Source organism: Propylenella binzhouense (assembly GCF_009866965.1).
Classification (GTDB): Bacteria; Pseudomonadota; Alphaproteobacteria; order Rhizobiales; family Afifellaceae; genus Propylenella; species Propylenella binzhouense.
The window spans coordinates 11907-35609 of record NZ_SPKJ01000039.1; the positions used below are offsets into that span (position 1 = coordinate 11907).

A 23703-nucleotide genomic window follows, 5' to 3' on the forward strand; every position below is an offset into this window, starting at 1 on the left:
TTAACGCATCCCTAAGACGCGCCTTCGGCAGAGTAGGCGCCGTTAACTTCAACCTAACCACGATGGAACAGGTTGGGGACCTCGGTTGGGAGTGGTATCGACATGGGTGATGTCCGGGAGACGGAACTCGACCTCGGCGCGTTGGCCGCCGCCCTGTGGCGGCATGCATGGATCCTGGGCCTGGTCACCGTGGTGGCCGCGATCCTCGCCTATGTCCTCCTCAGCGCTGTCGAGCCTCTCTACACCGCCGATACGCGCATCCTGATCGAGGACCGCGAATCGCCGCTCACCCGTCCGCGCGACGCGGCGGCCGTCACGGCCGAACGCTACGACGAATCGGCCATCCAGAGCAGGGTGGAAGTACTGCGTTCGCGCGACATCGCAACCACGGTCATCGACCGGCTCGACCTCACGCACCGGCCGGAATTCGAGCCGGCCGCCAAGCCGTCGCTGGTCGATTCGATCCTCATCGCGGTCGGCATGAAGAGGCCGGCCCCCGCCGCCGCCACGCGCGAGCGCGTGATGGACACCTATTTCGCCCGGCTTTCGGTCTATCCGATCGACAAGTCGCGCGTGATCGGCGTCGATTTCGAGGCGCCGAACGCCCAGCTCGCCGCCGACGTCGCCAACGCCATCGCGGAGGCCTTCGTCGACCTCCAGCAGAAGGCGGAGCAGGAATCGTCGATGGCCGCGACCGCGTGGCTGGAGCGGGAGATCGACCGGCTTCGCGGCCGGGTCGAGCAGGCGGAGGCGGACGTTGCCGCGTACCAGTCGAGCGAGGGCCTGTTCGACACCTCGTCGAACGCGGCGGGGACGACGAGCCTTTCCAGCCAGCAGCTCACCGACCTCAACGCCGAGCTCTCGCGCGCGAAGGCGGCGAGGGCGGAGGCGCAGTCGCGCGCCGCCCTGGTCAGGGAGGTGCTCGCCAATGGCGGCTCGCTCGAGACGTCGCAGGAAGTTCTGAATTCGCCGCTGATGCAGCGTCTTCGCGAGCGGCAGGTGGCGCTTCGCTCCGAGATCGCTCAGCTCTCGACCAGCCTTCTGCCGGGGCATCCGCGCATCGCCGCGCTCCAGACCGAGCTCGGCAACCTCAACCGGCAGGTCCGCGACGAGGCCCAGAAGATCCTCCAGTCGCTCGAGACCGCCGCGCGCGTGGCGCAGGCGCGCGAGGACTCGCTCGTGAAGGATCTCAACACCGCGAAGGCGGCGGTCGCGAGCAGCAACGAGAAGGAGATCAGGCTGCGCGCGCTCGAGCGCGAGGCGCGGGCCCAGCGCGATCTGCTGGAGACGTTCCTCGGCCGGTACCGCGAGGCGGTGGCCCGGAGCGATGCGGAATACGTGCCCGTCGATGCCCGGATCATCTCGCGCGCGGTTCCGCCGCGCAAGCCGTCCTGGCCGAAGAAGGGCCTCCTGACGGTGGTGGTCGGGCTCGCGGTCCTTCTCCTCGGCGCGACGGCGATCCTCGTCCGCGAATTCACCTCCGGGCGCGCCTTCAGGATCATCGCAGGGGAGCCGCTCGCCATCCCGGACGCCTTGGGCGAACCCGCGAGGCCGGCCGAGCCGCCATCGGTGTTCGGCTCGGCCGCACGGCTTGCCGCGCGGGAGCGGCCGGGGACGGCCGAACTCGCCGAGGTGCTCGTCCAGCCGGGCGTCCGCACGGTGCTCTTCGCGGGGCTGGCGGGCGGGGAAGGCGCCGGCGAGATCGCGGTCGCGGCCGCGCGGCTGGCGGCGCGGGAGAACGTCCGCCCGATCATTCTCGACATCGGCGTTCCGGGATCGCCGGCCCTGCGCGGCGAGGGACCGGGCCTCGGCGAGCTGCTCGCCGGCAATGCCGCCTTCGGCGAGGTGATCCGGCGCGACGACACCTCGCGCGTCCACTACATCGCGATCGGGGCGACCGACGAGGATCCGCCGCTCCAGCGGCTGACCCTCGTCGTGGCGGCGCTCGCCCACACCTACGACAAGGTGATCGTGGTGGCCGACTCGCTCGAGGACTGGCCGAACGAGCACGTCAGGCCCGATCTCGCCGCGGTGCTCTGCCGGGCCGGCGTCTCCGAAGCCGAGCGCCGGCGCGCCTATCAGGACGTCCTCGAACGCGGCGCGCGAAGCGCCATCCTCGTGCGCCTCGAGGACGGCGTGGAGGCCGAACCGGAGACCGTCGCCGCATGACGAAGGAGATGAAGGCGCCGAGCGCGTTCGCCAGGCCCGCCGCGCGGCGGCTGGGGGCGCGGGACAGGCTGGTGGGCCAGGGCCTGCGGGCGCTCGCGCTCCTGCATGCCGACCGCTGGCTGGAGAGCCGGGACGGCACGAGCGTGGCGGTGACGCTGCATCACGTGCGTCCCGACGATCCGCGCCCGTTCGATCCGAACGCGCACCTCTCGATCACGCCGGAATTCCTCGATTCCTTCATCGCTTCCATGAAAGGGAACGGCTGGAAGTTCGTCACGGTCGATGGCCTCTTCGAGGCGGCTCCCGAAACGGCCGACCGCCGGATCGCCGTCACGCTCGACGACGGCTACCGGGACAATCTCGAATACGCCCTGCCGGTCTTCCGGCGGCATGGCTGCCCGTTCACGATCTTCGTGACCCCCGGTTATTGCGATCGGACCGCCGAACTGTGGTGGGAGGCGCTCGACCGGATCATAGCGGGGGCAGACGTTCTGGAGGCCGTCCCCGGCGGCCCGCCGAAGCTGCCGCTCAGGACCGTAGCCGAGAAGGAGGCGGCCTTCCGCGTCTGGTCCGGCTATCTCACCACGGAGCTGGACGAATTCGCGCAGCGCGCGGCAATCCGTCGCGTCGCGGACGATCACGGCCTCGACCTTGCCGCGCTTGCGGCCGAGCTCGTGATGGATTTCGACGAGGTGAGGGCGATCGCGGCCGATCCGCTTTGCCGCATCGGCGCCCATACCATGACGCATCCCGCGCTGAAGCGCCTGCCCGAAGAAGTCGCGCGGCGCGAGATGCGGGAGAGCGCGGATCGGATCGAGGCGGAGATCGGGTATCGACCCACGGCCTTCGCGTTTCCGTACGGCTATTCGGCGGCGGCCGGCCCGCGCGAGGCGCAGCTTGCCGAGCAGGAGGGCTTCGTCGCCTCCTTCACGACACGGCCCGGCTGCATCGAGCGGGACGGACGGCGTCACGGCCTGCCGCGCATCTCGCTCAACGGCAAATATCAGGACCCGCGCCTCTATCCCGCCCTGTTCGTGCCGAACGTCTGGCGCCTCGCGCGCTGGCTGCGCTCGCCCGGCTAGGGGCGCGGCCGGTCGGGCTTCGCCATCCACCAGACCAGCACGGCGGCCGGGATCACCCAGACCAGTCCGCCCACCACGAAGAAGGCGAGCTGCACCCAGCTTGACGTGCCGGGCAGCTTTGCGGCCGCGATTGTCATCACGACGAGAGCGTAGAGGAGTACGAAGGCGACGAGCACCAGCGTGCCCACCAGTTTCCGGATTCTTTGCCGCATTCCGATCCTTCGAGGCGGTTCGCCGGCGCGCCGGCATAAGACCGCCGTCCGAGGCGACACCTAGCGGCGATCTGTCACCGGCGCCAGCGGGGACTTGCCCGGGTCTTCGCGCGCGGCTAACGAGGCGGAATGTCGGTATCAGCAGTGCCCTTGGTCGACCACGCGGCGGCACGCGCCCGTCGAGAGGGGCGCGGTGCACTCCGCGTCTGGCTCGGCACCCTGATCGCGATGGTGTTCGCGATGGTGGTGGTGGGCGGTGCGACACGGCTCACCGATTCCGGGCTCTCGATCACGGAGTGGAAGCCCGTCGTGGGCGCCGTCCCGCCGCTCTCGAGCTCGGCCTGGACGGAGGAGTTCAACCGGTATCGCCTGACCTCGCAATACCGGGTCCTGAACCAGGACATGACCCTCCGCGAGTTCAAGACGATCTATTGGTGGGAGTGGAGCCACCGCCAGCTCGGCCGGCTCATCGGGGCCGTCTTCCTCTTCGGGCTGATCTGGGCGGCCGTCACCCGGCGGGTCGACTTCCGCACCGGCACCGCGCTCCTCGGAATGGGGGTGCTTCTCGGCACCCAGGGCCTGGTCGGCTGGATCATGGTCGCCTCCGGGCTGCAGCCCGGCATGACGGCGGTCGCACCGGTGAAGCTCGCACTCCACCTCACGCTCGCCTGCCTGTTCTTCTCGGCCCTCGTTGCGCTCTATGTCCGGATCGGCCAGCAGAGCTGGACCACCGTGCCGCGCTGGACCCGCCGGGCGGCCATCGGCATCGTCGTTCTCGTCTTCGGGCAGATCGCGCTCGGCGCGCTCGTCGCCGGGCATGACGCCGGCCTCACCTACAACACCTGGCCGCTGATGGACGGGCGCTTCGTGCCGCAGGGCCTCTGGCCGTTCGAATCGGTCTGGCGCAGCCTCGTCGACGACATCACGACCATCCAGTTCAACCATCGGATCGGCGCCTATCTCCTCAGCGCGGCGATCCTCCTCTACGTGGCGCTCTCGCACCGGCTGGTCGGGGAGACGGGGCGTCGCCAGCAGCGCATGCTGCTGGCCGTCGTCGCTCTCCAGGTGTGCCTCGGCATCCTGACGCTGGTCTTCGTGGTTCCCCTCCCGCTGGCGCTCGCCCACCAGGCGGTAGCGCTTCTCCTTCTCGGCGGAAGCGTCGCGCACGCGGCGACCCTTCACGCCGCCTGACCGGTTCCGTATCTCGGCCCCGGTCCCGGCCGGGGCCCGCGCTTCAGGCGGACGGATCCGGAACGAGGAGCGAGCGTCCGCCGAGATCCGGCGCTTCGGCATCGACGAGCACGCGCTCGCCCACGACTCGGGCGACCTTGCGCGCGACGAGCGCAAGCGCCTGCGGATAGAGCCGGTGCTCCGCCGCCAGCACGCGGGCCGCGAGCGTCTCGGCGTCATCGCCGGACAGGACCGGGACGGCGACCTGGGCGATGATCGGGCCCGAATCCACCTCCGGCCGAACGAAGTGTACGGTCGCGCCGTGGATCCGGACGCCGGCCTCGAGCGCCCGCTGGTGCGTGTCGAGCCCCCTGAAGGCGGGCAGCAAAGACGGGTGGATGTTGATCATCCGGTCGCGCCAGCGCGCCACGAACGAATCGGAGAGGAGGCGCATGAAGCCGGCGAGGCAGACGATCTCCACCTTGGCGGAATCGAGGGCCGCCTGGATGTCCGCCTCGAAGTCGGCCTTGGTCGGATAGCGCCTGTGATCGATCACAATGGCGGGCACGCCGGCCGCCGCCGCGAAGCGCAGGCCGGCCGCCTCCGGGCGGTTGGAGAGGACGAGCGCGACCTCGGCCGGATAGGCGGGATCGCGCGCCGCGGCGAGGAGCGCGGAAAGGTTGCTGCCCCGGCCCGAGATCAGGACGGCGGTTCTGACGCGGGCCATGCCGTCAGGGCAGCCGCAGCCGGCCGGCGTAACGGACGGGCGCATCTTCGCGCGCGACGATCCGGCCGAGCCCGGCGACCCTCTCCCCGGACCGGGTGAGGAGGTCGGAGACGAGTCCCGCCTCGCCGGCGCCCACGACGAGCACCATGCCGATCCCGCAATTGAAGCTCCGCAGCATCTCGGCCTCCTCGACCGGGCCGGCGGCCGAGAGCCAGCCGAAGACGGCCGGCACGTCGATCGCGGCGAGGTCGATCTCGGCGGCGAGATGGTCCGGAAGCACGCGCGGGACGTTCTCCGTGAGGCCGCCGCCGGTGATGTGGGCGAGCGCGCGGACGGCGCCGGTCTCCCGGATCGCCCGCAGGCAGGAGCGCACATAGATCCGGGTCGGGGCGAGAAGCGCCTCGCCGAGGGTCGCCTCCGGCCGGAACGGTGCGGGATCCGACCAGCCGAGGCCCGCCTTCTCGACGATCCGGCGGACCAGCGAGAAGCCGTTGGAATGGACGCCGCTCGAGGCGAGCCCGAGCAGCAGGTCGCCTTCGGACACGCCGCGCGGCAGGATGTCGCCGCGTTCGACGGCGCCGACGGCGAAGCCCGCGAGATCGTAGTCGCCGGCCGCGTAGAGCCCGGGCATCTCGGCCGTCTCGCCGCCGACAAGGGCGGCCCCGGCCTGGCGGCATCCCTCGGCGATGCCGGCGATGACCGCGCCCGCCTGCTCGACGGAGAGCGCGCCGGTCGCGAAATAATCCAGGAAGAAGAGCGGTTCGGCCCCCTGCACGACGAGGTCGTTCACGCACATCGCGACGAGATCGATGCCGACCGTGTCGTGCCGGCCGGTGTCGATGGCAAGCTTCAGCTTGGTCCCGACACCGTCGGTCGCGGAGACGAGGATCGGATCCCGGAAGCCTGCGGCCCGGACGTCGAACAGGGCTCCGAAGCCGCCGAGGCCGCCGAGCGCGCCCTCGCGTCGCGTCGATGCGGCGAGCGGCTTGATGCGGTCGACGAGCCGGTTGCCGGCGTCAATGTCGACGCCTGCGTCGCGATAGGTGAGGGGCAGTCCTTGTCCGGCCATGGGCTAGCGCCTAGAGCCGGAACGTGGTGAATGCAAGCGGCCGCGAGCGCCCGGTGCTCGGCGCGACAGCAACTTTCGGAACCTGACGTGACCATCCCGAACTTCATCACGCTTGCGCGGCTTCTCGCTGTTCCGGTCGTCGTCTGGTTCGTGATCAGCGGATGGTTCGCGGCCGCGCTGATCCTGTTCGTCCTCGCCGGCGTCTCGGATGCGGCCGACGGATTCATCGCCAAGCGGTTCGGCGCCGCATCCGATCTCGGCGCCTATCTCGACCCGTTCGCCGACAAGACGCTTCTCGTTTCGCTGTTCGTCTCGCTCGGCGTGGACGGCTATCTGCCGGTCTGGCTCACGCTCCTGGTCGTGAGCCGCGACTTCCTGATCATAGGCGCGGTCGCCCTTTCCTACATGCTGGCCAATCCGGTGGCGATCCATCCGCTCTGGATCTCCAAGCTCAACACCGCCGCCCAGATCATCCTCATCGCGCTGGTCCTCGCCCGCGAAGCGGGCACCGACGCGCTTCAGCCCGTGCTCCTCCCCATGATCCTCATCACGGCCGCCTTGACCGTTCTTTCGGGCGCTGCCTATCTCCTCGGATGGCTGAGGCACATGGCGGGCGGAGGCAGATCCTGACCGGCCGAGAGGGACTGAGCTTCCGGCGTCAGGCCATCTTCTGGTCCGCGGCGCTTGCCGCGGCGCTCGCCTTCCTCTGGCTCTTCAGCGATATCCTGCTGCCCTTCATCATGGGGATGGCGCTCGCCTATCTCCTCGATCCGATCGCGGACCGGCTCCAGCGGGCGGGCCTCGGCCGGCTATGGGCGACGCTCACGATCCTGCTCGTCTCCGTGCTGCTCTTCGCCATGGTGCTGCTCGTGCTCGTGCCGGTCCTCGGCAGCCAGCTGATGACATTCCTGGCGCGGCTCCCCGCTTTGGTGACGCGCCTGCAGGAGATCGCGGACGAACTGTTCACGGCGAAGCTTTCCGAGGTCCTGGGCGGCGGCGACGCCCGAGCGACGATCCAGCAGTTCGTGGGACAGGCCGCAGGATGGCTTGGAACGCTCATCGCGTCGCTGTGGGCGGGCGGCCAGGCGATCGTCAACATCGTCAGCCTCTTCGTGGTCACGCCCGTGGTCGCCTTCTATCTCCTCCTCGACTGGGACCACATGATCGAGCGCCTGGACGCGCTCCTGCCGCGCGAGCACGTCGACACGATCCGGAGGCTCGGACACGAGATCGACACGACGCTTGCCGGCTTCGTGCGCGGCCAGCTCACCGTCTGCGTCCTGCTCGGCACGTTCTATGCCGTGGGGCTCAGCCTGGTCGGCCTCAATTTCGGGGTGCTCATCGGATCGACCGCGGGCGTGATCAGCTTCATTCCGTATATCGGCACGATCGTCGGCTTCTTCCTCTCCGTCGGGGTGGCCCTGGTGCAGTTCTGGCCGGACTGGATCTGGATCGCGGCGGTGATCGGCATCTTCGTCGTCGGCCAGTTCATCGAGGGCAACATCCTGCAGCCGCGCCTCGTCGGGTCGAGCATCGGCGTGCACCCGGTCTGGCTCATGTTCGCGCTCTTCGCCTTCGGCTCGCTGTTCGGATTCGTGGGCCTGCTGCTCGCGGTCCCGCTCACGGCGGCGCTCGGCGTGCTCGTCCGGTTCGCGGTCGCGCGCTACCAGGAGAGCCGGATCTATCAGGGCGGGAGCGCCGAGCTGCCGCCGGACGCTTCGGTCTGATGCCGACGACGACACCCCGCCAGCTTCCGCTCGCGCTCGGCCACGACGTGCAGTACGGCCGCGGCTCGTACGTCGTCGGACCGGCCAATCGCGATGCGCTCGCCTTCGTGGAGCGCTGGCCGGACTGGCCGGGCCCGGTGCTCGTCCTCTCCGGGCCGGCCGGCTCCGGCAAGACGCATCTCGTCCATATCTGGGCCGAGCGGGCAGGGGCGGCGATCGTCTCCGGGCTCGACGCGGAATCCGACGGCAGCATCGCGGCGCTCGGCCGCCAGCCGCTCGCGATCGACCGGATCGCGCCGGGGCGCATTCCCGAGCGGCTGCTCTTCCATCTCATCAACACGGCACGGGAGAACGGGACGGCGCTTCTCCTCGCCGCCCGGGAGCCGCCTTCGGCATGGCAGGTCGGGCTGCCGGATCTCGCCTCGCGGCTCCGGCTGGCCGCGCATCTGCGTCTCGGCGAGCCAGACGAGGACCAGCTGCGCCAGGTGCTCGTCAAGCTGTTCACGGACCGCCAGATCGACGTCGACCGCGCCGTCGTCGATTTCATGGTGAAGCGGATGGAGCGGTCCTTCACGGCTGCCGTCCGGCTCGTCGACACCCTGGACGAGGAGGGGCTCGTCGCCGGCCGGCCGATCACGCGTGCGCTCGCCGCCGCCGTCCTCGCCAGGACCGGCGAAGCGCAGGCGTTTCCCGACTCGCTCTAGGCTGTCATCATGACGCCGTGAGGCCGGATTATCGCTTCGGCCTCATCCGGGAAGGAATCATGCAACAGGAAGCGAACGAATTGGTCAGCGAGTTGCCCGAGGCGGGGGGCGGGCTGGTCCTCGACCAGGAGCTTGCGGCGAGCCCCAAGCGGTTCATCAACCGCGAAATTTCATGGCTCGAATTCAATCGCAGGGTGCTCGAGGAATCCGGCAACAAGCACCATCCGCTGCTGGAGCGGCTGCGCTTCCTTTCGATCTCCGGCAGCAATCTGGACGAGTTCTTCATGGTCCGCGTGGCCGGGCTGAAGGGGCAGGCGCGGGAGGGCATCGCGCCCCTGAGCGACGACGGCCTGACGCCGACGGAGCAGCTCCGGCAGGTCGACGGCAAGGTCGGCGAGCTCGTGCTCGAACAGCAGACCCAGTGGCGGGCCCTCCGCGACGGGCTGTCCCAGACCGGCATCGTTCTCCTGCCGGTCTCCGGGCTTTCCGAGAGCGATCTCGCATGGCTCGACGACCACTTCCTGGAGGCGATCTTCCCGGCGCTGACGCCGCTCGCCATCGACCCGGCCCATCCTTTCCCGTTCATCCCGAATCTCGGCTTCTCGCTGGCGCTCGAGCTCTCCGCCCAGGACGGCCGTCCGATGACGGCGCTGGTGCGCATTCCCGGAACGCTCGCCCGCTTCATCCGCCTGCCGCGCGAAGGCGACGACGGAGCGATGCGCTTCGTCAGCATCGAGGACACCGTCATCGAGTTCATCCCGCGCCTCTTCCCGGGCTATCTCGTGCGCGGGCAGGGCGCGTTCCGCGTCATCCGCGATTCCGACATCGAGATCGAGGAGGAGGCGGAGGATCTTGTCCGCACGTTCGAACGCGCCCTGAAGCGGCGGCGGCGCGGTTCCGTGATCCGCCTCGAATTCGGCGAGGAGATGCCGGAGGACCTGCGGCAGCGCGTCCAGCAGGCGCTCGGCGTCGACGACAGCGAGACGCACATCATTCCGGGCCTGCTCGGGATCAGCGACCTCTCGCAGCTCGTCGCGGTCGACCGGCCGGACCTCAAGTTCCCGCCCTACACCCCGCGCTTCCCGGAGCGCATCCGCGAGCATGGCGGCGACTGCTTCGCCGCGATCCGGCAGAAGGACATCATCGTCCACCACCCGTACGAATCCTTCGACGTGGTGCTGCAGTTCCTGCGCCAGGCGGCGCTCGATCCCGACGTGGTGGCGATCAAGCAGACGCTCTACCGCACCTCGAACGATTCCCCGATCGTGCGGGCGCTGACCGAGGCGGCCGAGGCGGGCAAGTCGGTGACGGCCCTCGTCGAGCTGAAGGCGCGGTTCGACGAGGAGGCGAACATCCGCTGGGCGCGCGACCTCGAGCGCGCCGGCGCGCAGGTGGTCTACGGCTTCCTCGAACTGAAGACGCACTCGAAGCTGTCGCAGGTGGTCCGCCGCGAGGGCGCGAGCCTCGTGAGCTACGTCCATATCGGCACCGGCAACTATCATCCGATCACCGCGCGCATCTACACCGACCTCAGCTACTTCACGGCGGACCCGGTGATCGCGCGCGACGTGGCGCGGCTCTTCAACTTCCTGACCGGCTACGCCCCGCCGCAGGAGGTGAAGAAGATCGCCGTCTCGCCGCTCAACCTGCGCAAGCGCATCCTGCAGCACATCGACGACGAGATCGGCCATGCGCGGGCCGGCCGGCCGGCGCAGATCTGGATGAAGATGAACTCGCTCGTCGACCGCGAGATCATCGACGCGCTCTACCGCGCGAGCCAGGCGGGCGTCCGCATCGACCTCGTCGTCCGCGGCATCTGCTGCCTCAGGCCGGAGGTGCCTGGCCTTTCGGAGAACATCCGCGCGAAATCGATCGTCGGGCGGTTCCTGGAGCATTCGCGCATCCTCGCCTTCGGCAACGGGCAGGGGCTCCCCTCGAACGCAGCCACCGTCTATATCGGCTCCGCCGACATGATGCCCCGCAACCTCGACCGGCGCGTGGAGGCGATGGTCTCGCTCGAGAACCCGACCGTCCACATGCAGGTGCTCGACCAGATCATGGTTGCCAATCTCAAGGACAACCAGCAGAGCTGGCGCATCCTGGCCGACGGCACCTCGCGCCGGATCGTGCCGGCGGAGGGCGAGGAACCCTTCAATGCGCATCATTTCTTCATGACGAATCCGAGCCTGTCAGGACGTGGAAAGTCGCTCAAGGGTGCAACACTCCCCAGCTACAGACCCGCGATCCGGGTCTGATCCGGTCCCCGCGCAGGGGCGGATCGCCGGGCGCGGCCCGATCGCCGTCGTCGACATCGGGTCGAACTCCGTCCGGCTCGTCGTCTACGAGCGCCTCGCGCGCTCGCCGACGCCGCTCTTCAACGAGAAGGTGCTCGCGGGGCTCGGCGCGGGCGTCGCCGCGACCGGCAGGCTTGCCACCGACGCGGTCGCCAAGACGCTCGCCTCGCTCCGCCGCTTCGCCGTGCTCGCCCGCGAGATGGAGGTTGTCGAGATCGACGTGCTCGCCACCGCCGCCACGCGCGAGGCCTCGAACGGGGCCGCCTTCCTCGCGGAGATCGAGCGCATTTTCGGCGTGCCGGTGACCGTCCTCAGCGGCGCCGACGAGGCGAAGGTCTCCGCGCTCGGCGTCATCGCCGGCGTGATGCGGCCCGACGGCGTGGCCGGCGACCTGGGCGGCGGCAGCCTGGAGCTCACCGACATCCGCGGCCGCCGGATCGGTCACGGCGAGAGCCTGAAGCTCGGCAGCCTGCGGCTCCAGACGGATGCGCGCAACTCGCTCAAGGCGGCGCGCCAGATCGCCGCCAGCGCGATCGAGGGCTCCGAGGTGATGCGCTCGCTTCCGGGGCGCACCTTCTACGCAGTCGGCGGCACCTGGCGCTCGCTCGCCAGGCTGCACATGCGCCGCACCGGCTACCCGCTCCACGTCATGCACGAATATGCGATCGAGGTGGACGAGTTCGACGAGTTCCTGAAGGTGGTGGCGCGCGGATCGCTGGAGACGCTCGCCGGCATCAGCGCCGTCTCCAAGCAGCGCCAGGCGCTGCTGCCCTATGGCGCGCTGGTGCTCTCGGAGATCCTGCGCGTGGGCCGGCCGAAGGCGGTCACGATCTCCGCGCTCGGCCTGAGGGAGGGGCATCTCTATTCCAAGCTGACGGCCGAGGAGCAGCGCGAGGATCCGCTCGTCGAGGCGGCGCGCGAGCTCTCGATCCTGCGCTCGCGCTCGCCCGCGCACGGCGAGGAGCTGATCCCCTGGACCGGCGAGGCGCTGCGGGCGCTCGGCGTCGACGAGACGCCGGAGGAGAAGCGGCTGCGCGCGGCGGCATGCCTGCTCGCCGATATCGGCTGGCGGGCGCATCCGGACTATCGCGGCGAGCAGAGCCTCAACATCATCGCCCACGCCTCGTTCGTGGGCGTCGACCATCCGGGCCGCGTCTATCTCGCGCTCGCCGTCTACTACCGCCATTCGGGGCTTTCCGAGGACGAGCTCGGCTCGCGCATCCGCGAGCTCGCGCCGATCCGCTACGCGGAGCGGGCGCGCGCGCTCGCGGGGGCCTTCCGCGTCGCCTATCTCATCTCGGCCGCGATGCCCGGCGTCGTGGGGCGGACGCGGATCCACCGCGCCGGCAAGAAGCTGGAGCTCGTGCTGCCCGCCGACCTCGCCATGCTCGCCGCGCCGCGCCTCGAGACGCGGCTCAAGCAGTTCGCCGCCCTCGCCGGGCTCAATCCGGTCATCCGGATCGAGGGCTGAGCGGGCGCCGCGGCAAGAGCGACGGCGAAGGGCTATTCCGCCGCCTTCTGCGGCCGGCCCTCGGCGGCGACGATCGTCATGCCCTTCGGCGAGAGCGCGAGCGCGATCTCGCCGCGCTTCAGCGCGAGCGCCTGCTCGCCGAAGAGCTCGCGCCGCCAGCCGCGCAGCGCCGGCACGTCGGCATGCTCGCTCGCGGCGATCTGCTCGAGATCGTCGGCGCCCGCGATGATGCGGGCAGCGACGCCGTTCCGCTCGGCGACCATCTTCAGGAGCACCTTCAGGAGATCCGCCGCGGCACTTGCATGCTCGGGCGCCGGCCGGCTCCGCGGAATGCGCGGCAGCGCATCCTCGGGAATTGCGAAGGCCTCCTCGACCGCCTTCAGGATGCCGGCCGCGGCGGCGGAGCGCTCGAAGCCCCTCGGAATGCTCCTGAGCCGGCCGAGGCTCTCCGGATTGCGCGGCTGCTGCAGGGCGATCTCGTAGATGGCGTCGTCCTTCAGCACCCGGGAGCGCGGCACGTTCCGCTGCTGCGCCTCGCGCTCGCGCCAGGCAGAAACGCGTTGCAGCACAGCGAGCTGGCGCGGCTTCTTGACCCTGAGCTTCAGGCGCTGCCAGGCTTCCTCGGGATGCGTGACATAGGTGGCGACGTCGGTGAGCACCGCCATCTCCTCGGCGACCCAGTGGCTGCGGTCCTGCTCTTGGAGGCTCGCCTTCAGCGCGAGATAGACCTGGCGCAGATGCACGACGTCGTCGGCGGCGTAGCTCAGCTGCCGGCCGGAGAGGGGGCGCTGGGCCCAGTCGCTGAAGCGGGAGGACTTGTCGATCTGATGCCCGGTGATCCGGTAGACGAGCTGCTCGTAGCTCACCTGGTCGCCGAAGCCGCAGACGGCGGCGGCGATCTGGGTGTCGAACAGCGGATGCGGCACGGTGCCGGTCTGCTTGACGAAGATCTCGATGTCCTGGCGGGCGGCGTGGAAGACCTTCACCACGCCGGGATTGGCGAGGAGGGCGTGGAACGGGCCGAGATCCATGCCGGGGGCGAGCGGATCGACGACGGCGACCTCGTCCGTGCTCGCGATCTGGACGAGGCAGAGCTGCGCCCAGAACGTGCTCTCGCGCATGAACTCCGTGTCGACCGTCACATAGGGCATTCGTGCAAGCCGCTCGCAAAGCGCGGCAAGCGCGCCCGGATCGGTGACAAGCTGGTATTCGGGAGAACTGCTCGGCATTTCCGCGCCTATAGCGGAAGCGGGCCGTGCTGTCGCCCCTCGCCGCCGCCGGGCAGCCTTGACACCCGGCGGGCCATCTGCGCTTTTCCCGGCCGTCTCCCGAACTCCTCTGCAGGCGCCGACTGGCAATGCATCCCTATAGAACACATAGCTGCGGCGCGCTGCGCGCCGAAGACGACGGCAAGACGGTCCGGCTTTCCGGCTGGGTGCACCGGGTCCGGGACCATGGCGGGCTGCTCTTCATCGACCTGCGCGACCATTACGGCCTGACCCAGATCGTGGCGGACCCCGATTCGCCGGCCTTCGCCGCCGCCGAGCGCGTGCGCGCGGAATGGTGCATCCGCGTCGACGGCCTGGTGAAGCTGCGCGAGCCGGGGACGGTGAACACGAACATCCCGACCGGCGCGATCGAGATCTTCGCGCAGGAGATCGAGGTGCTGTCGGATGCGCCGGAGCTGCCGCTGCCGGTCTTCGGCGAGCCGGACTATCCGGAGGACACGCGGCTCAGGTACCGCTTCCTCGACCTCCGCCGCGAGACGCTCCACCGCAACATCATGACCCGCACCGCGGTCATCGCGAAGCTCCGCCAGCTCATGGTGGGGCAGGGGTTCAACGAGTTCCAGACGCCGATCCTGACGGCCTCGTCGCCCGAGGGCGCGCGCGACTTCCTGGTCCCGTCGCGCCTCTATCCCGGCAAGTTCTACGCGCTGCCGCAGGCGCCGCAGCAGTTCAAGCAGCTCATCATGGTGGCCGGCTTCGACCGCTACTTCCAGATCGCGCCCTGCTTCCGCGACGAGGATCCGCGCGCCGACCGCCTGCCGGGCGAGTTCTACCAGCTCGACATCGAGATGAGCTTCGTCGAGCAGGAGGACGTCTTCACCGCGATGGAGCCGGTGATCCGCGGCGTGTTCGAGAGCTTCGCCGAGGGGCGCCCGGTCACCGCGGAATTCCCGCGCATCGCCTATCGCGACGCCATCCGCCTCTACGGGTCCGACAAGCCGGACCTCCGCAATCCGATCCGGATGGCGGAGGTGACGGAGCATTTCGCGGGCTCCGGGTTCCGGATCTTCGCCAACATGATCGCCGCCGACGAGACGGTGCAGGTCTGGGCGATCCCCGCGCCCGGCGGCGGCAACCGGGCGTTCTGCGACCGCATGAACGCGTGGGCTCAGGGCGAGGGCCAGCCCGGGCTCGCCTACATCTTCTTCCGCGAGGACGAGGGCGGCGCCGGACCGGTCGCCAAGAACATCGGGCCGGAGCGGACCGCGGCCATCCAGGCGCAGCTCGGGCTTCAGCCCGGCGACGCCGTCTTCTTCGTGGCCGGCAATCCCGACAGCTTCGCCGCCTTCGCGGGCAGCGCGCGCCAGCGGATCGGCCGCGAGCTCGGCCTCATCGACGAGGATCGGTTCGAGCTCGCCTGGATCGTCGACTTCCCGATGTACGAGTGGAACGAGGACGAGAAGAAGATCGACTTCTCGCACAATCCGTTCTCGATGCCGCAGGGCGGGCTGGAGGCGCTCGACACGCTCGATCCGCTCGCCATCAAGGCGTTCCAGTACGACGTCGTCTGCAACGGCTACGAGATCGGATCGGGCGCGATCCGGAACCACCGGCCGGAGATCATGAAGCGGGCCTTCGCCATCGCCGGCTACAGCGAGGACGTGCTCGAATCCCGCTTTGGCGGCATGCTCAGGGCGCTCCAGTACGGAGCGCCGCCGCATGGCGGCATGGCGGCCGGCATCGACCGCATCATCATGCTGGTCTGCGGCGCGAAGAACCTGCGCGAGATCACCATGTTCCCGATGAACCAGCAGGCTATCGACCCGCTGATGGGCGCGCCGGCCGAGGCGACGCCGAAGCAGCTCCGCGAGCTCCACCTGCGGATCAACCGGCCGGCCTGAGCCGAAGCGGCGCGAGGCAGCCTCCGCCCGAGCCGAGGCCCGGACCGCCGAAGCGGAAGTTGGCGCCGCGCGCCTTCGCGCGCGGCGGCCGGGCTCACTCGGGCGTGTTGGCCGTCACCTTGGCGTTGAGCTTGTCCGGCAGCGACTGCGGCGCGGTCGCGGCGACCTCGAGGATCTCCGCGCCGGTGAGCGGCGCGGCCGGGGCGATCTCGACCGTCAGCGATTGCGGATCGGTCAGGAAGCTTCCGACCGCGCCCGCCACCTGGTTCTGGAACTCCGGATTGTTCAGGGTCATCAGGAGAAACGGCAAGGCGGCCGAGAGCTGCTGCGCGTACTGGTCGGGGGGGACGCCCTGGCGCCGCGCCTGGTCGTCGAGGACACGCCTGGCGAGGGACTGGTCCTCGTAGCGCAGGGTCAGCTTATGGACGACGAGCTGGCTGGCGAGCCCCGCCGCATCGACGCTCTCGGCCGAGGGCGAAAGCGGCACGTTGCCCACCTGCCCGGAGAAGGTGAGCACGCCGCCATTCTCCATCGTGACGTCGAGCTTCTGGATGTCGAGCAGCTTCGTCTCGGCGTCGAGCCTGCCGTCCCAGCTCACGTCGAGCACGATCGAATCGTAGCCGAGCATCTGCGGGCTGAAGGCGAGGCCCTGGAACAAGGCGGACGGAATGACGAGGCTCTCGATCCGCCCGTCCGATTCCTGCGGCATGCTGCCGGTGTAGTTGGCGGTGTTGACGACGATCCGGGCGATCGTGACGTCCGCCGGCGCGTCCTCCCCGCGCAGCGACAGGCCCGAAGCCTCGGCCGAATCATAGAGGATGCGCTGGTTCCGCCCGGCAGGATCCGGGGCGGCTCCCGCCGGCTCCGGAAGGATCCGGGCATTGGTGATGCTGGCTTCGGCGACCGTTCCCGAGGTCTCCCCCGTCACCGCCCCCGAGCTCATCGTGATCTTGGGGCTCGTCAACGCGAACTCGGTGCCTTCCGCCGGGGAGGCGATCACGGTCCGCTCGAACCGGACGGCATTCTCCCCGCTCTCGCCGCCGAAGGTGAGGCCCTTCACGACGACGTCGCTGCCCTCCTGCGTCGCCTCCTCGAAGTGCCCGGCGTTCTCGACCCCGTTCGCGAGGGCGGTCGCGAGGATACGTGCGGCGGCCTGAGGCTCGATCGCGGCGGCGGAATCGAAGCTGAGAGCGACAGCGACGAGGCCGACGAGCGCGGAGGCCGTCATGCGGGTGGGCAACATGAATCTCTCCAGCTGATGGGTGGCGCCAATTTGGCGACACGGACCAGGGTCGGCAAGCGCCGGCCGACGCCTTCTCCCGATACGGCAAATATCGGGCGCGCAAATCTCAGGCGCGCACCTGCACATAGCTTCCGGGTGCGTCCTCGATCGGCTTGAGCTTGCCGCCGCCCGGCCGACGCCTGCGCACCCGCGCATCGTCGAGGCCCTCGATCCACGCCTGCCAGTCGGGCCACCACGAGCCCGGATGCTCCTCGGCACGGGCAAGCCATTCGTCATAGTCCCCGACGGGCTCTCCGCCCGTCCAGTACTGGTACTTCCGCCGGTCGGGCGGGTTCACCACGCCGGCTATGTGGCCGGATCCGGCAAGGACGAACCGGACCGGCCCGCCGAACGCGCGGCAGCCGAGGAAGACCGAACGGGCCGGCGCGATGTGGTCCTCCCGCGTGGCGAGGCTGTAGATCGGGATGGTGACCTCGCGGAGGTCCAGCCGGCGGCCGCCGACCTCCATCTCGCCCCGCGACAGGCGGTTCTCCAGATAGCAGCTGCGCAGGTAGAAGGAATGGTTCGCCGCCGGCATGCGGGTGGCGTCGGCGTTCCAGTAGAGGAGGTCGAACGGGAAGGGCTCCTTGCCCTTCAGGTAGTTGTTGACGACGTAGGGCCAGATGAGCTCGTTCGAGCGGAGCAGGTTGAAGGCCGTGGCCATCTTGCCGCCCTCGAGATAGCCGGCCTTCCGCATCCGCGCCTCGACCGCGTCGATACGCTCGGGGTCGGCGAACACCTTGAGATCGCCGGCATGCTCGAAATCGATCTGGGTGGTGAGGAAGGTGGCGCTCGCGATGCGATCGTCGCCTGCGGCCGCCGCGAAGGCGAGGGCGATGGCGAGGAGGGTGCCGCCCACGCAATAGCCGACCGCGTTCACCTTCCGCTCGCGCGTCGCCCTCTCGATCACGTCGAGGGCGTGGAGGATGCCCTCGTCCATGTAGTGGTCGAAGCTCTTGCCGGCGTGGCGCTCGTCCGGATTGACCCAGGAGATCACGAACACGGTGTGCCCCTGGCCGATCGCCCACCGGATCAGCGACTTTTCCGGCGTCAGGTCGAGCACGTAGAACTTGTTGATCCAGGGCGGCACGATGAGGAGCGGGCGCTTCAGCACCTTCTCGGTCGTCGGCTGGTACTGGATGATCTGGCAGATCTCGTTCTGGTCGATCACCTTGCCGGGCGTCGTCGCGAGATTGTGGCCGACCCGGAACTGCGTGTGGTCGGAGTGCCGGATCCGGAGGCCGCCCTTGCCCGCCTCGATGTCGTCGGCGAGCATGCGCATGCCGCGCGCGAGGTTCTCCGCGTTCGTGCTCGCCGTCTCGCGCAGCACTTCGGGGTTGGTCAGCGCGAAATTGGTCGGCGCGAGCGCGTTGTTGATCTGGTCGATGTAGAAACGCGCCTTGTGGCGCGTCGCCGGGTCGAGGCCCTCCGCCTCGTCGACGAGCTCCTCCATCCAGCGCGAGGTGGCGAGATAGAGCTGCTTCAGCGAATCGAAGATCGGGTTCTCGGACCATTCCGGATCGCCGAAGCGCCGGTCTCCGGCCCTCGGCTCGATCCTGTGCTCCGGCTCCTCGCCCGAGGCGCGCCTCAGCGCGCCCGACCAGATCGAGAGATAGTTGCCCCAGAGCCGCGTCTGCGCCTCGATGAGCCGGGACGGGTCGGAGGCCCAGTACTCGCCCACCCTGCCGATCGTGCGCAGCACCTCCTGCGACTGCTCCGCGAGCTCCGTCGCCGGGCTTTCGCCGGAATCGCGCGGCTTCAGGAAGGCAGCCAGGGCGCGGCCGCCTTCCTCGATCGCCCGGGCAAGATTGCGGGCGAAAAGCTCCGGGTCGCTTGCCAGATAGGGTGGCTTTACGGGCGCCTTTCCGTCCGTGTTGCCGCTCATGTGCATTCCCCTGCGCGGTTGCACCGCATCGTGCTGCCGTGGCGAGCTTGCCGCGCGTGTTGGTGATATAGGACCATGACAAGCAAGATACAGGCCCGTCGGGCCCAGCCGGATGATCGTGACGAGATGAGCCGCGAATTGCCATCGAACGTTGGTTGGAGAGCGATCGCGGCGGTGCTGCCGCCGCTCCTGCTCGGGGGCTGCTTCGGCCCCGATCTTGAGGAGGGCGCGACGCTCGATCCGAAGGCCGTCGACAATCCCGCGCGCACCGCGGCGATCGGCGAGATCCGGAGCGAGGCCGCGAATGCCGGCACGGCCAGCTCGGGCTTTCCCTTCGTCTTCGACAATCCGGTGAAGACGGCCGGAACCGTGAAGAGCAGCGACGAGATCAGGACGACGGAAGCCGACCTCGCCTCCGCCGCGCGCAAGGCGTTGGGCCGGGTCCCGGCCTCGGAGCGCGCCGAGCTCGAGGCGGAGGCGGCGCGGCTCCACGCGATCGGCGATACGCATGTCGCCGAGACCGAGAAGGTCATCCTCGGCTCGACGCCGGCATCCGAATAAAGCGGCGAGCCATTTCTCTTGCGTCCTCCGGTCGATGGCGCGAGAAGCGGTGTCCCCGCTCCAGGTGGTGAAGATGGACGAGTTTCATAAGGTCAGGCGGCTCCCGCCCTATGTGTTCGAAGAGGTCAACCGGCTCAAGGCTTCGGCGCGAGCCCAGGGCGCCGACATCATCGACCTCGGCATGGGGAACCCGGACCTGCCGACGCCGCAGCACATCCTGGACAAGCTCGTCGAGACCGTCGCCAAGCCGCGCACGAACCGCTATTCGGCGTCGCGCGGGATAGCCGGCCTGCGCCGGGCGCAGGCGGCCTATTACGCCCGCCGGTTCGGCGTCAGGCTCGACCCGGACCGGCAGGTGGTGGCGACGCTCGGCTCGAAGGAGGGCTTCGCCAACATGGCGCAGGCGATCACCGCGCCGGGCGACGTCGTGCTGGTCCCGAACCCGAGCTATCCCATCCACGCCTTCGGATTCCTGATGGCGGGCGGCGCCATCCGGCACGTGCCGGCGGAGCCGGGGCCGGAATTCTTCCAGGCGCTCGACCGCGCGGTGCACCATTCCATCCCGAAGCCGATCGCCGTCGTCCTCTGCTACCCGTCGAACCCGACCGCCTGCGTCGCCGACCTCGACTTCTACCGGGACGTGATCGCCTTCGCGCGCCGTCACGGCATCTTCGTGCTCTCCGACCTCGCCTATTCGGAGGTCTATTTCGACGATGCCAATCCGCCGCCCTCCGTCCTGCAGGTGCCGGGCGCGATGGAGGTCGCGGTGGAGTTCACCTCGATGTCGAAGACCTATTCGATGGCGGGTCTCCGGATGGGCTTCGCGGTCGGCAACGAGCGCCTGATCGCCGCGCTTTCGCGCGTGAAGTCCTATCTCGACTACGGCGCCTACACGCCGATCCAGGTGGCGGCCGCGGCGGCGCTCAACGGCCCGCAGGACTGCGTCGAGGAGATGCGGGCGATCTACCGCCGCCGTCGCGACATCATGGTCGAATCCTTCGGCCGCGCCGGCTGGCCGGTGCCGGCGCCGCAGGCGAGCATGTTCGCCTGGGCGCCCATCCCGCCGCGCTTCCGCGAGCTCGGCAGCCTGGAATTCTCCAAGCTCCTGATCGAGAAGGCGGATGTCGCCGTGGCGCCGGGCGTCGGCTTCGGCGAGCACGGCGACGGCTTCGTCCGGATCGCGCTCGTGGAGAACGAACAGCGCATCCGCCAGGCCGCGCGGAACGTGGCCCGCTTCCTTGCCACTGCCGAGGAAACGTTGCACAACGTCGTGCCGATCAGCGCCAGCCGCTGATCGCGGAGACTTCAGCAACAGGATTGACCGCGTGATGCAAGAACCGCTGCGCGTCGGCATTGCGGGGCTCGGCACCGTCGGCGCCTCCGTCGTGCGGATGCTGCGCACGAATTCCGCATCGATCGCGCTCAAGGCCGGAAGGCCGGTCGAGGTCGTCGCGGTCAGTGCGCGCGACCGGGCGCGCGACCGCGGGTTCCGGCTCGAAGGGATCGAGTGGTTCGACGACCCGGTGGCGCTCGCGCATTCGAACGCGATCGACCTCTTCGTCGAGCTGATCGGCGGGGAGGACGGCGTGGCGCGCGCGAGCGTGCGCGCCGCGCTCGGCTCCGGGCGCAGCGTCGTCACCGCGAACAAGGCGCTCCTGGCGGCGCACGGGCTCGAGCTCGCCGGCCTCGCCGAGCGCGGCGGGGGAACGCTCTCCTTCGAGGCCGCGGTGGCGGGCGGCATCCCCGTCGTCAAGACGCTGAGGGAGGCGCTCGCCGGCAATCGCATCGACCGCGTCTACGGGATCCTGAACGGCACCTGCAACTACATCCTGACGCGGATGGAGGCGGAGGGCCTGACCTTCGGCGCCTGCCTCAAGGCGGCGCAGGAGCTCGGCTATGCCGAGGCGGATCCGACCTTCGACGTCGAGGGCTGGGACACCGCCCACAAGCTCGCGATCCTGACGAGCGTCGCCTTCGGGACGGAGATCGACCGCGAATCGATCTTCGTCGAGGGCATTGCGAGCATCGAGCCGGAGGACATCGCCGCGGCGGACGAGCTCGGCTACCGCATCAAGCTGCTCGGCATCGCGCAGCGGACCGAGACGGGGATCGAGCAGCGTGTCCATCCGGCGATGGTGCCGAAGGATTCCGACATCGCCCGCATCGCGGGGGTCACCAACGCGGTCGCCGTCGAGGGCGACTTCGTGGGCTGCGTGGTGCTGTCCGGGCCGGGGGCGGGCGGCCACGCCACCGCCTCCGCGGTGGTCGGCGACATCCTCGACGTCGCGCGCGGGCTGCGGGTGGCGCCGCTCGGGCGGCCGATTGCGGCGCTCGAGCCTTATGTGCGCGCGCAGATGCGGACCCATGAGGGCGGCTACTATCTCCGCCTGCGCGTGCCCGACCGGCCGGGCGCCTTCGCGGCGATCGCCCAGCGCATGGCGGACCACAACATCTCGCTCGATTCGATCGTGCAGCGGAACCGGCCGCCGAGCAGTGCGCCCCGTCATCTTTGCGACCAGGCCCAGCCTGTAACGATCATCACGCACGAGACGACCGAACGCGCGATCCGCTCGGCGCTCGGGCAGATCGAGGCCGACGGCGTCGTCGTCGGCCGTGCGCAACTGATCCGTATCGAAAACCTCTGATTCGCCTGGAGATCCGAATGACCGTCGCCCAACCGGCCAAAGCAATGGACCGCGTTCTTACGCTGGAGCTCGTCCGCGTGACCGAGCGCGCCGCGGTGGCCGCAGCCATGGTCCGCGGCCGCGGCGACGAGAAGCTCGCCGACCAGGCCGCCGTCGATGCGATGCGCACCGAGCTCAACCGGCTCGATATAAAAGGCCGTGTCGTGATCGGGGAGGGCGAGCGCGACGAGGCGCCGATGCTCTATATCGGCGAGGAGGTCGGCAGCGGAAACGGGCCGGAGGTCGACATCGCGCTCGATCCGCTCGAGGGCACCACGATCTGCGCGAAGAACCTCCCGAACTCGCTCGCGGTGATCGCGATCACCCATCGCGGCGGGCTGCTCAACGCGCCCGACGTCTACATGGACAAGATCGCGATCGGCCCGGGCTATCCGGAAGGGCTGATCGATCTCGACATGCCCCCGCAGGAGGCGATCAGCCGGCTGGCGAAGGCGAAGGACGTGCGGCCCCGCGACATCTCGGCCTGCATCCTCGACCGCCCGCGCCATGCCAAGCTCATCGAGGCGGTGCGCGCGACCGGCGCCTCGATCCGCCTGATCGGCGACGGCGACGTCGCCGGCATCATCCACACGACGGCGCCCGACGATACCGGGATCGACATCTATCTCGGCACCGGCGGCGCGCCGGAGGGCGTACTCGCCGCAGCGGCGCTGCGCTGCATCGGCGGCCAGATGTGCGGCCGCCTGATCATCGATTCCGACGAGAAGCGGGCGCGCTCGGAGCGCATGGGGATCTCCGATCCGAACCGGGTCTACCGGACCGAGGACATGGCCTCGGGCGACGTGCTCTTCGCCGCGACCGGCGTGACCGACGGCAACCTGCTGCAGGGCGTCAGCTTCAACCAGGGGATCGCGACCACGCACACGATCGTCACCCGCTCCTATACGGGAACGCAGCGCTGGGTGCTCGCCAAGCACCGCCTTTCCGGCGGCAAGTTCGGCTTCATCGACTGAAATCGGGGCCGGCCGGATAGGCCGGCCCGCTCAGCGCTTGCGGGGAGGCGGGCGGCGCGGCGGCGGAGAGCCTGCACGCATGCCCGAATCGCCCTTGTGGCGGAAGTTGATGCGGCCTCTGTCGAGGTCGTACGGCGACATCTCGACCACCACCCGGTCGCCCACACCCGTGCGGATGCGGAATTTCCGCATCTTGCCCGCCGTGTAGGCCAGGATCTCGTGGTCGTTGTCGAGCCGGACGCGGAAGTTTCCGTCCGGCAGCAGCTCGGTCACCGTGCCTTCGAACTCGAGAAGCTCTTCTTTCGCCATTTCACCTCCAATCAATGTTGCCCGCGGCGCTCGCCGGTCTGCTTGCGCGCGCCGCCCTGACGGCCTCCGGCCGGGCGATTCTGCATGAAAGCTACACCGGATATGGCGGAGCGTCCGCCGTCCTGCCCGTCCGGCTCCTGGCTGTGCGGCGCGCGGCGCGAATGATCGCCGCCGCCGGAGGCGGGCTTGCGACGGCGCCTGCGGGCGCCGGGACGGTTGCCCGCCGCCTCGCGGTCCCCCGGACGGGGGGCCG

Annotated in this window: 21 protein-coding genes; 13 read left to right on the plus strand and 8 right to left on the minus strand. The window is 69.6% G+C overall.

Translation table 11 applies throughout. The features are described from left to right. Positions 1-102: 102 nt before the first annotated feature. Together E4O86_RS12290 and E4O86_RS12295 are read left to right on the plus strand one after the other, a co-directional pair. Positions 103-2169, plus strand: a complete 2067-nt coding sequence (locus E4O86_RS12290; protein WP_161140835.1) for a GumC family protein — start codon at positions 103-105, stop codon at positions 2167-2169. Beyond that, the gene (locus E4O86_RS12295; protein WP_161140836.1) at positions 2166-3251 is read left to right on the plus strand and encodes a polysaccharide deacetylase family protein; all 1086 of its coding nucleotides are present in this window, start codon (positions 2166-2168) and stop codon (positions 3249-3251) included. The genes E4O86_RS12290 and E4O86_RS12295 overlap by 4 nt, the downstream gene beginning before the upstream one ends. Here the strand turns inward: E4O86_RS12295 and E4O86_RS12300 are convergent. After that, complete coding sequence (locus tag E4O86_RS12300; RefSeq protein WP_161140837.1) at positions 3248-3463, minus strand: DUF2842 domain-containing protein; 216 nt, start codon at positions 3461-3463, stop codon at positions 3248-3250. The genes E4O86_RS12295 and E4O86_RS12300 overlap by 4 nt on opposite strands. Positions 3464-3592: 129 nt before the next feature. Here E4O86_RS12300 and E4O86_RS12305 point away from each other — a divergent pair, with 129 nt between their 5' ends. Next, positions 3593-4654, plus strand: a complete 1062-nt coding sequence (locus E4O86_RS12305) for a COX15/CtaA family protein (protein WP_161140838.1) — start codon at positions 3593-3595, stop codon at positions 4652-4654. A gap of 43 nt (positions 4655-4697) precedes the next feature. Here the strand turns inward: E4O86_RS12305 and purN are convergent, their stop codons facing one another. Next, positions 4698-5360: a phosphoribosylglycinamide formyltransferase gene (gene purN, locus E4O86_RS12310; RefSeq protein WP_161140839.1), complete on the minus strand. Its 663-nt coding sequence runs from the start codon at positions 5358-5360 to the stop codon at positions 4698-4700. A gap of 4 nt (positions 5361-5364) precedes the next feature. Continuing rightward, complete coding sequence (purM, locus tag E4O86_RS12315) at positions 5365-6429, minus strand: phosphoribosylformylglycinamidine cyclo-ligase (protein ID WP_161140840.1); 1065 nt, start codon at positions 6427-6429, stop codon at positions 5365-5367. An 87-nt stretch (positions 6430-6516) separates the two neighbouring features. Here purM and E4O86_RS12320 point away from each other — a divergent pair, with 87 nt between their 5' ends. Genes E4O86_RS12320 through ppx form a run of 5 tightly spaced genes read left to right on the plus strand, consistent with a single transcriptional unit; the run spans position 6517 to position 12625 of the window. Next, positions 6517-7059, plus strand: coding sequence for a CDP-alcohol phosphatidyltransferase family protein (locus tag E4O86_RS12320; RefSeq protein ID WP_161140841.1), 543 nt, complete (start codon positions 6517-6519; stop codon positions 7057-7059). Then, positions 7023-8156: an AI-2E family transporter gene (locus tag E4O86_RS12325; RefSeq protein ID WP_205520857.1), complete on the plus strand. Its 1134-nt coding sequence runs from the start codon at positions 7023-7025 to the stop codon at positions 8154-8156. Before E4O86_RS12320 ends, E4O86_RS12325 begins: the two co-directional genes overlap by 37 nt. Then, on the plus strand, positions 8156-8860 hold the full coding sequence (locus tag E4O86_RS12330; protein WP_161140842.1) for an HdaA/DnaA family protein: 705 nt from the start codon (positions 8156-8158) through the stop codon (positions 8858-8860). Before E4O86_RS12325 ends, E4O86_RS12330 begins: the two co-directional genes overlap by 1 nt. Positions 8861-8919: 59 nt before the next feature. Continuing rightward, positions 8920-11115 (plus strand): RNA degradosome polyphosphate kinase, encoded by a 2196-nt coding sequence (locus E4O86_RS12335; protein ID WP_161140843.1) that lies wholly within the window; start codon positions 8920-8922, stop codon positions 11113-11115. After that, on the plus strand, positions 11075-12625 hold the full coding sequence (gene ppx, locus E4O86_RS12340) for an exopolyphosphatase (RefSeq protein WP_343039153.1): 1551 nt from the start codon (positions 11075-11077) through the stop codon (positions 12623-12625). The genes E4O86_RS12335 and ppx overlap by 41 nt, the downstream gene beginning before the upstream one ends. A gap of 32 nt (positions 12626-12657) precedes the next feature. On the opposite strand, the gene rnd is transcribed toward ppx, so the two are convergent. After that, positions 12658-13854: a ribonuclease D gene (gene rnd, locus E4O86_RS12345; protein ID WP_161140844.1), complete on the minus strand. Its 1197-nt coding sequence runs from the start codon at positions 13852-13854 to the stop codon at positions 12658-12660. Between the two features lie 128 nt (positions 13855-13982). Here rnd and aspS point away from each other — a divergent pair, with 128 nt between their 5' ends. Next, positions 13983-15755: an aspartate--tRNA ligase gene (gene aspS, locus E4O86_RS12350; protein WP_161140845.1), complete on the plus strand. Its 1773-nt coding sequence runs from the start codon at positions 13983-13985 to the stop codon at positions 15753-15755. A 94-nt stretch (positions 15756-15849) separates the two neighbouring features. On the opposite strand, the gene E4O86_RS12355 is transcribed toward aspS, so the two are convergent. Together E4O86_RS12355 and phaC are read right to left on the minus strand one after the other, a co-directional pair. After that, positions 15850-16998: a hypothetical protein gene (locus E4O86_RS12355; RefSeq protein ID WP_161140846.1), complete on the minus strand. Its 1149-nt coding sequence runs from the start codon at positions 16996-16998 to the stop codon at positions 15850-15852. A 106-nt stretch (positions 16999-17104) separates the two neighbouring features. Then, a complete protein-coding gene (gene phaC / locus E4O86_RS12360) occupies positions 17105-18928 on the minus strand; it encodes a class I poly(R)-hydroxyalkanoic acid synthase (protein WP_205520858.1) in 1824 nt (607 codons plus the stop codon). Positions 18929-19048: 120 nt separating this feature from the next. Here phaC and E4O86_RS12365 point away from each other — a divergent pair, with 120 nt between their 5' ends. The 4 genes from E4O86_RS12365 (at position 19049) to glpX (ending at position 23141) form a co-directional block, all read left to right on the plus strand. Further along, positions 19049-19483: a hypothetical protein gene (locus E4O86_RS12365; protein WP_161140848.1), complete on the plus strand. Its 435-nt coding sequence runs from the start codon at positions 19049-19051 to the stop codon at positions 19481-19483. Positions 19484-19556: 73 nt separating this feature from the next. Next, a complete protein-coding gene (locus tag E4O86_RS12370; protein ID WP_161140849.1) occupies positions 19557-20777 on the plus strand; it encodes an LL-diaminopimelate aminotransferase in 1221 nt (406 codons plus the stop codon). A gap of 34 nt (positions 20778-20811) precedes the next feature. After that, positions 20812-22128, plus strand: a complete 1317-nt coding sequence (locus tag E4O86_RS12375) for a homoserine dehydrogenase (protein ID WP_161140850.1) — start codon at positions 20812-20814, stop codon at positions 22126-22128. A gap of 17 nt (positions 22129-22145) precedes the next feature. Next, the gene (glpX, locus tag E4O86_RS12380; RefSeq protein WP_161140851.1) at positions 22146-23141 is read left to right on the plus strand and encodes a class II fructose-bisphosphatase; all 996 of its coding nucleotides are present in this window, start codon (positions 22146-22148) and stop codon (positions 23139-23141) included. Positions 23142-23171: 30 nt separating this feature from the next. Here glpX and infA read toward each other — a convergent pair whose 3' ends face one another. After that, on the minus strand, positions 23172-23450 hold the full coding sequence (gene infA, locus E4O86_RS12385) for a translation initiation factor IF-1 (protein WP_161140852.1): 279 nt from the start codon (positions 23448-23450) through the stop codon (positions 23172-23174). Between the two features lie 11 nt (positions 23451-23461). After that, positions 23462-23703, minus strand: a 242-nt coding sequence (locus tag E4O86_RS23215) for a hypothetical protein (protein ID WP_425500123.1), incomplete at its 5' end; no start/stop codon positions are given.

Excerpts from the sequence above, each read along its gene's own strand:
- purM (WP_161140840.1), bottom strand. The coding sequence starts at position 6,429 with ATGGCCGGACAAGGACTGCCCCTCACCTATCGCGACGCAGGCGTCGAC.
- purN (WP_161140839.1), bottom strand. The coding sequence starts at position 5,360 with ATGGCCCGCGTCAGAACCGCCGTCCTGATCTCGGGCCGGGGCAGCAAC.
- rnd (WP_161140844.1), bottom strand. The coding sequence starts at position 13,854 with ATGCCGAGCAGTTCTCCCGAATACCAGCTTGTCACCGATCCGGGCGCG.
- E4O86_RS12295 (WP_161140836.1), top strand. The coding sequence starts at position 2,166 with ATGACGAAGGAGATGAAGGCGCCGAGCGCGTTCGCCAGGCCCGCCGCG.
- E4O86_RS12370 (WP_161140849.1), top strand. The coding sequence starts at position 19,557 with ATGGACGAGTTTCATAAGGTCAGGCGGCTCCCGCCCTATGTGTTCGAA.
- E4O86_RS12325 (WP_205520857.1), top strand. The coding sequence starts at position 7,023 with ATGGCTGAGGCACATGGCGGGCGGAGGCAGATCCTGACCGGCCGAGAG.
- E4O86_RS12330 (WP_161140842.1), top strand. The coding sequence starts at position 8,156 with ATGCCGACGACGACACCCCGCCAGCTTCCGCTCGCGCTCGGCCACGAC.
- aspS (WP_161140845.1), top strand. The coding sequence starts at position 13,983 with ATGCATCCCTATAGAACACATAGCTGCGGCGCGCTGCGCGCCGAAGAC.
- E4O86_RS12290 (WP_161140835.1), top strand. The coding sequence starts at position 103 with ATGGGTGATGTCCGGGAGACGGAACTCGACCTCGGCGCGTTGGCCGCC.
- phaC (WP_205520858.1), bottom strand. The coding sequence starts at position 18,928 with ATGCACATGAGCGGCAACACGGACGGAAAGGCGCCCGTAAAGCCACCC.
- glpX (WP_161140851.1), top strand. The coding sequence starts at position 22,146 with ATGACCGTCGCCCAACCGGCCAAAGCAATGGACCGCGTTCTTACGCTG.
- E4O86_RS12365 (WP_161140848.1), top strand. The coding sequence starts at position 19,049 with ATGAGCCGCGAATTGCCATCGAACGTTGGTTGGAGAGCGATCGCGGCG.
- E4O86_RS12305 (WP_161140838.1), top strand. The coding sequence starts at position 3,593 with ATGTCGGTATCAGCAGTGCCCTTGGTCGACCACGCGGCGGCACGCGCC.
- E4O86_RS12355 (WP_161140846.1), bottom strand. The coding sequence starts at position 16,998 with ATGTTGCCCACCCGCATGACGGCCTCCGCGCTCGTCGGCCTCGTCGCT.
- infA (WP_161140852.1), bottom strand. The coding sequence starts at position 23,450 with ATGGCGAAAGAAGAGCTTCTCGAGTTCGAAGGCACGGTGACCGAGCTG.
- E4O86_RS12335 (WP_161140843.1), top strand. The coding sequence starts at position 8,920 with ATGCAACAGGAAGCGAACGAATTGGTCAGCGAGTTGCCCGAGGCGGGG.
- E4O86_RS12300 (WP_161140837.1), bottom strand. The coding sequence starts at position 3,463 with ATGCGGCAAAGAATCCGGAAACTGGTGGGCACGCTGGTGCTCGTCGCC.
- E4O86_RS12375 (WP_161140850.1), top strand. The coding sequence starts at position 20,812 with ATGCAAGAACCGCTGCGCGTCGGCATTGCGGGGCTCGGCACCGTCGGC.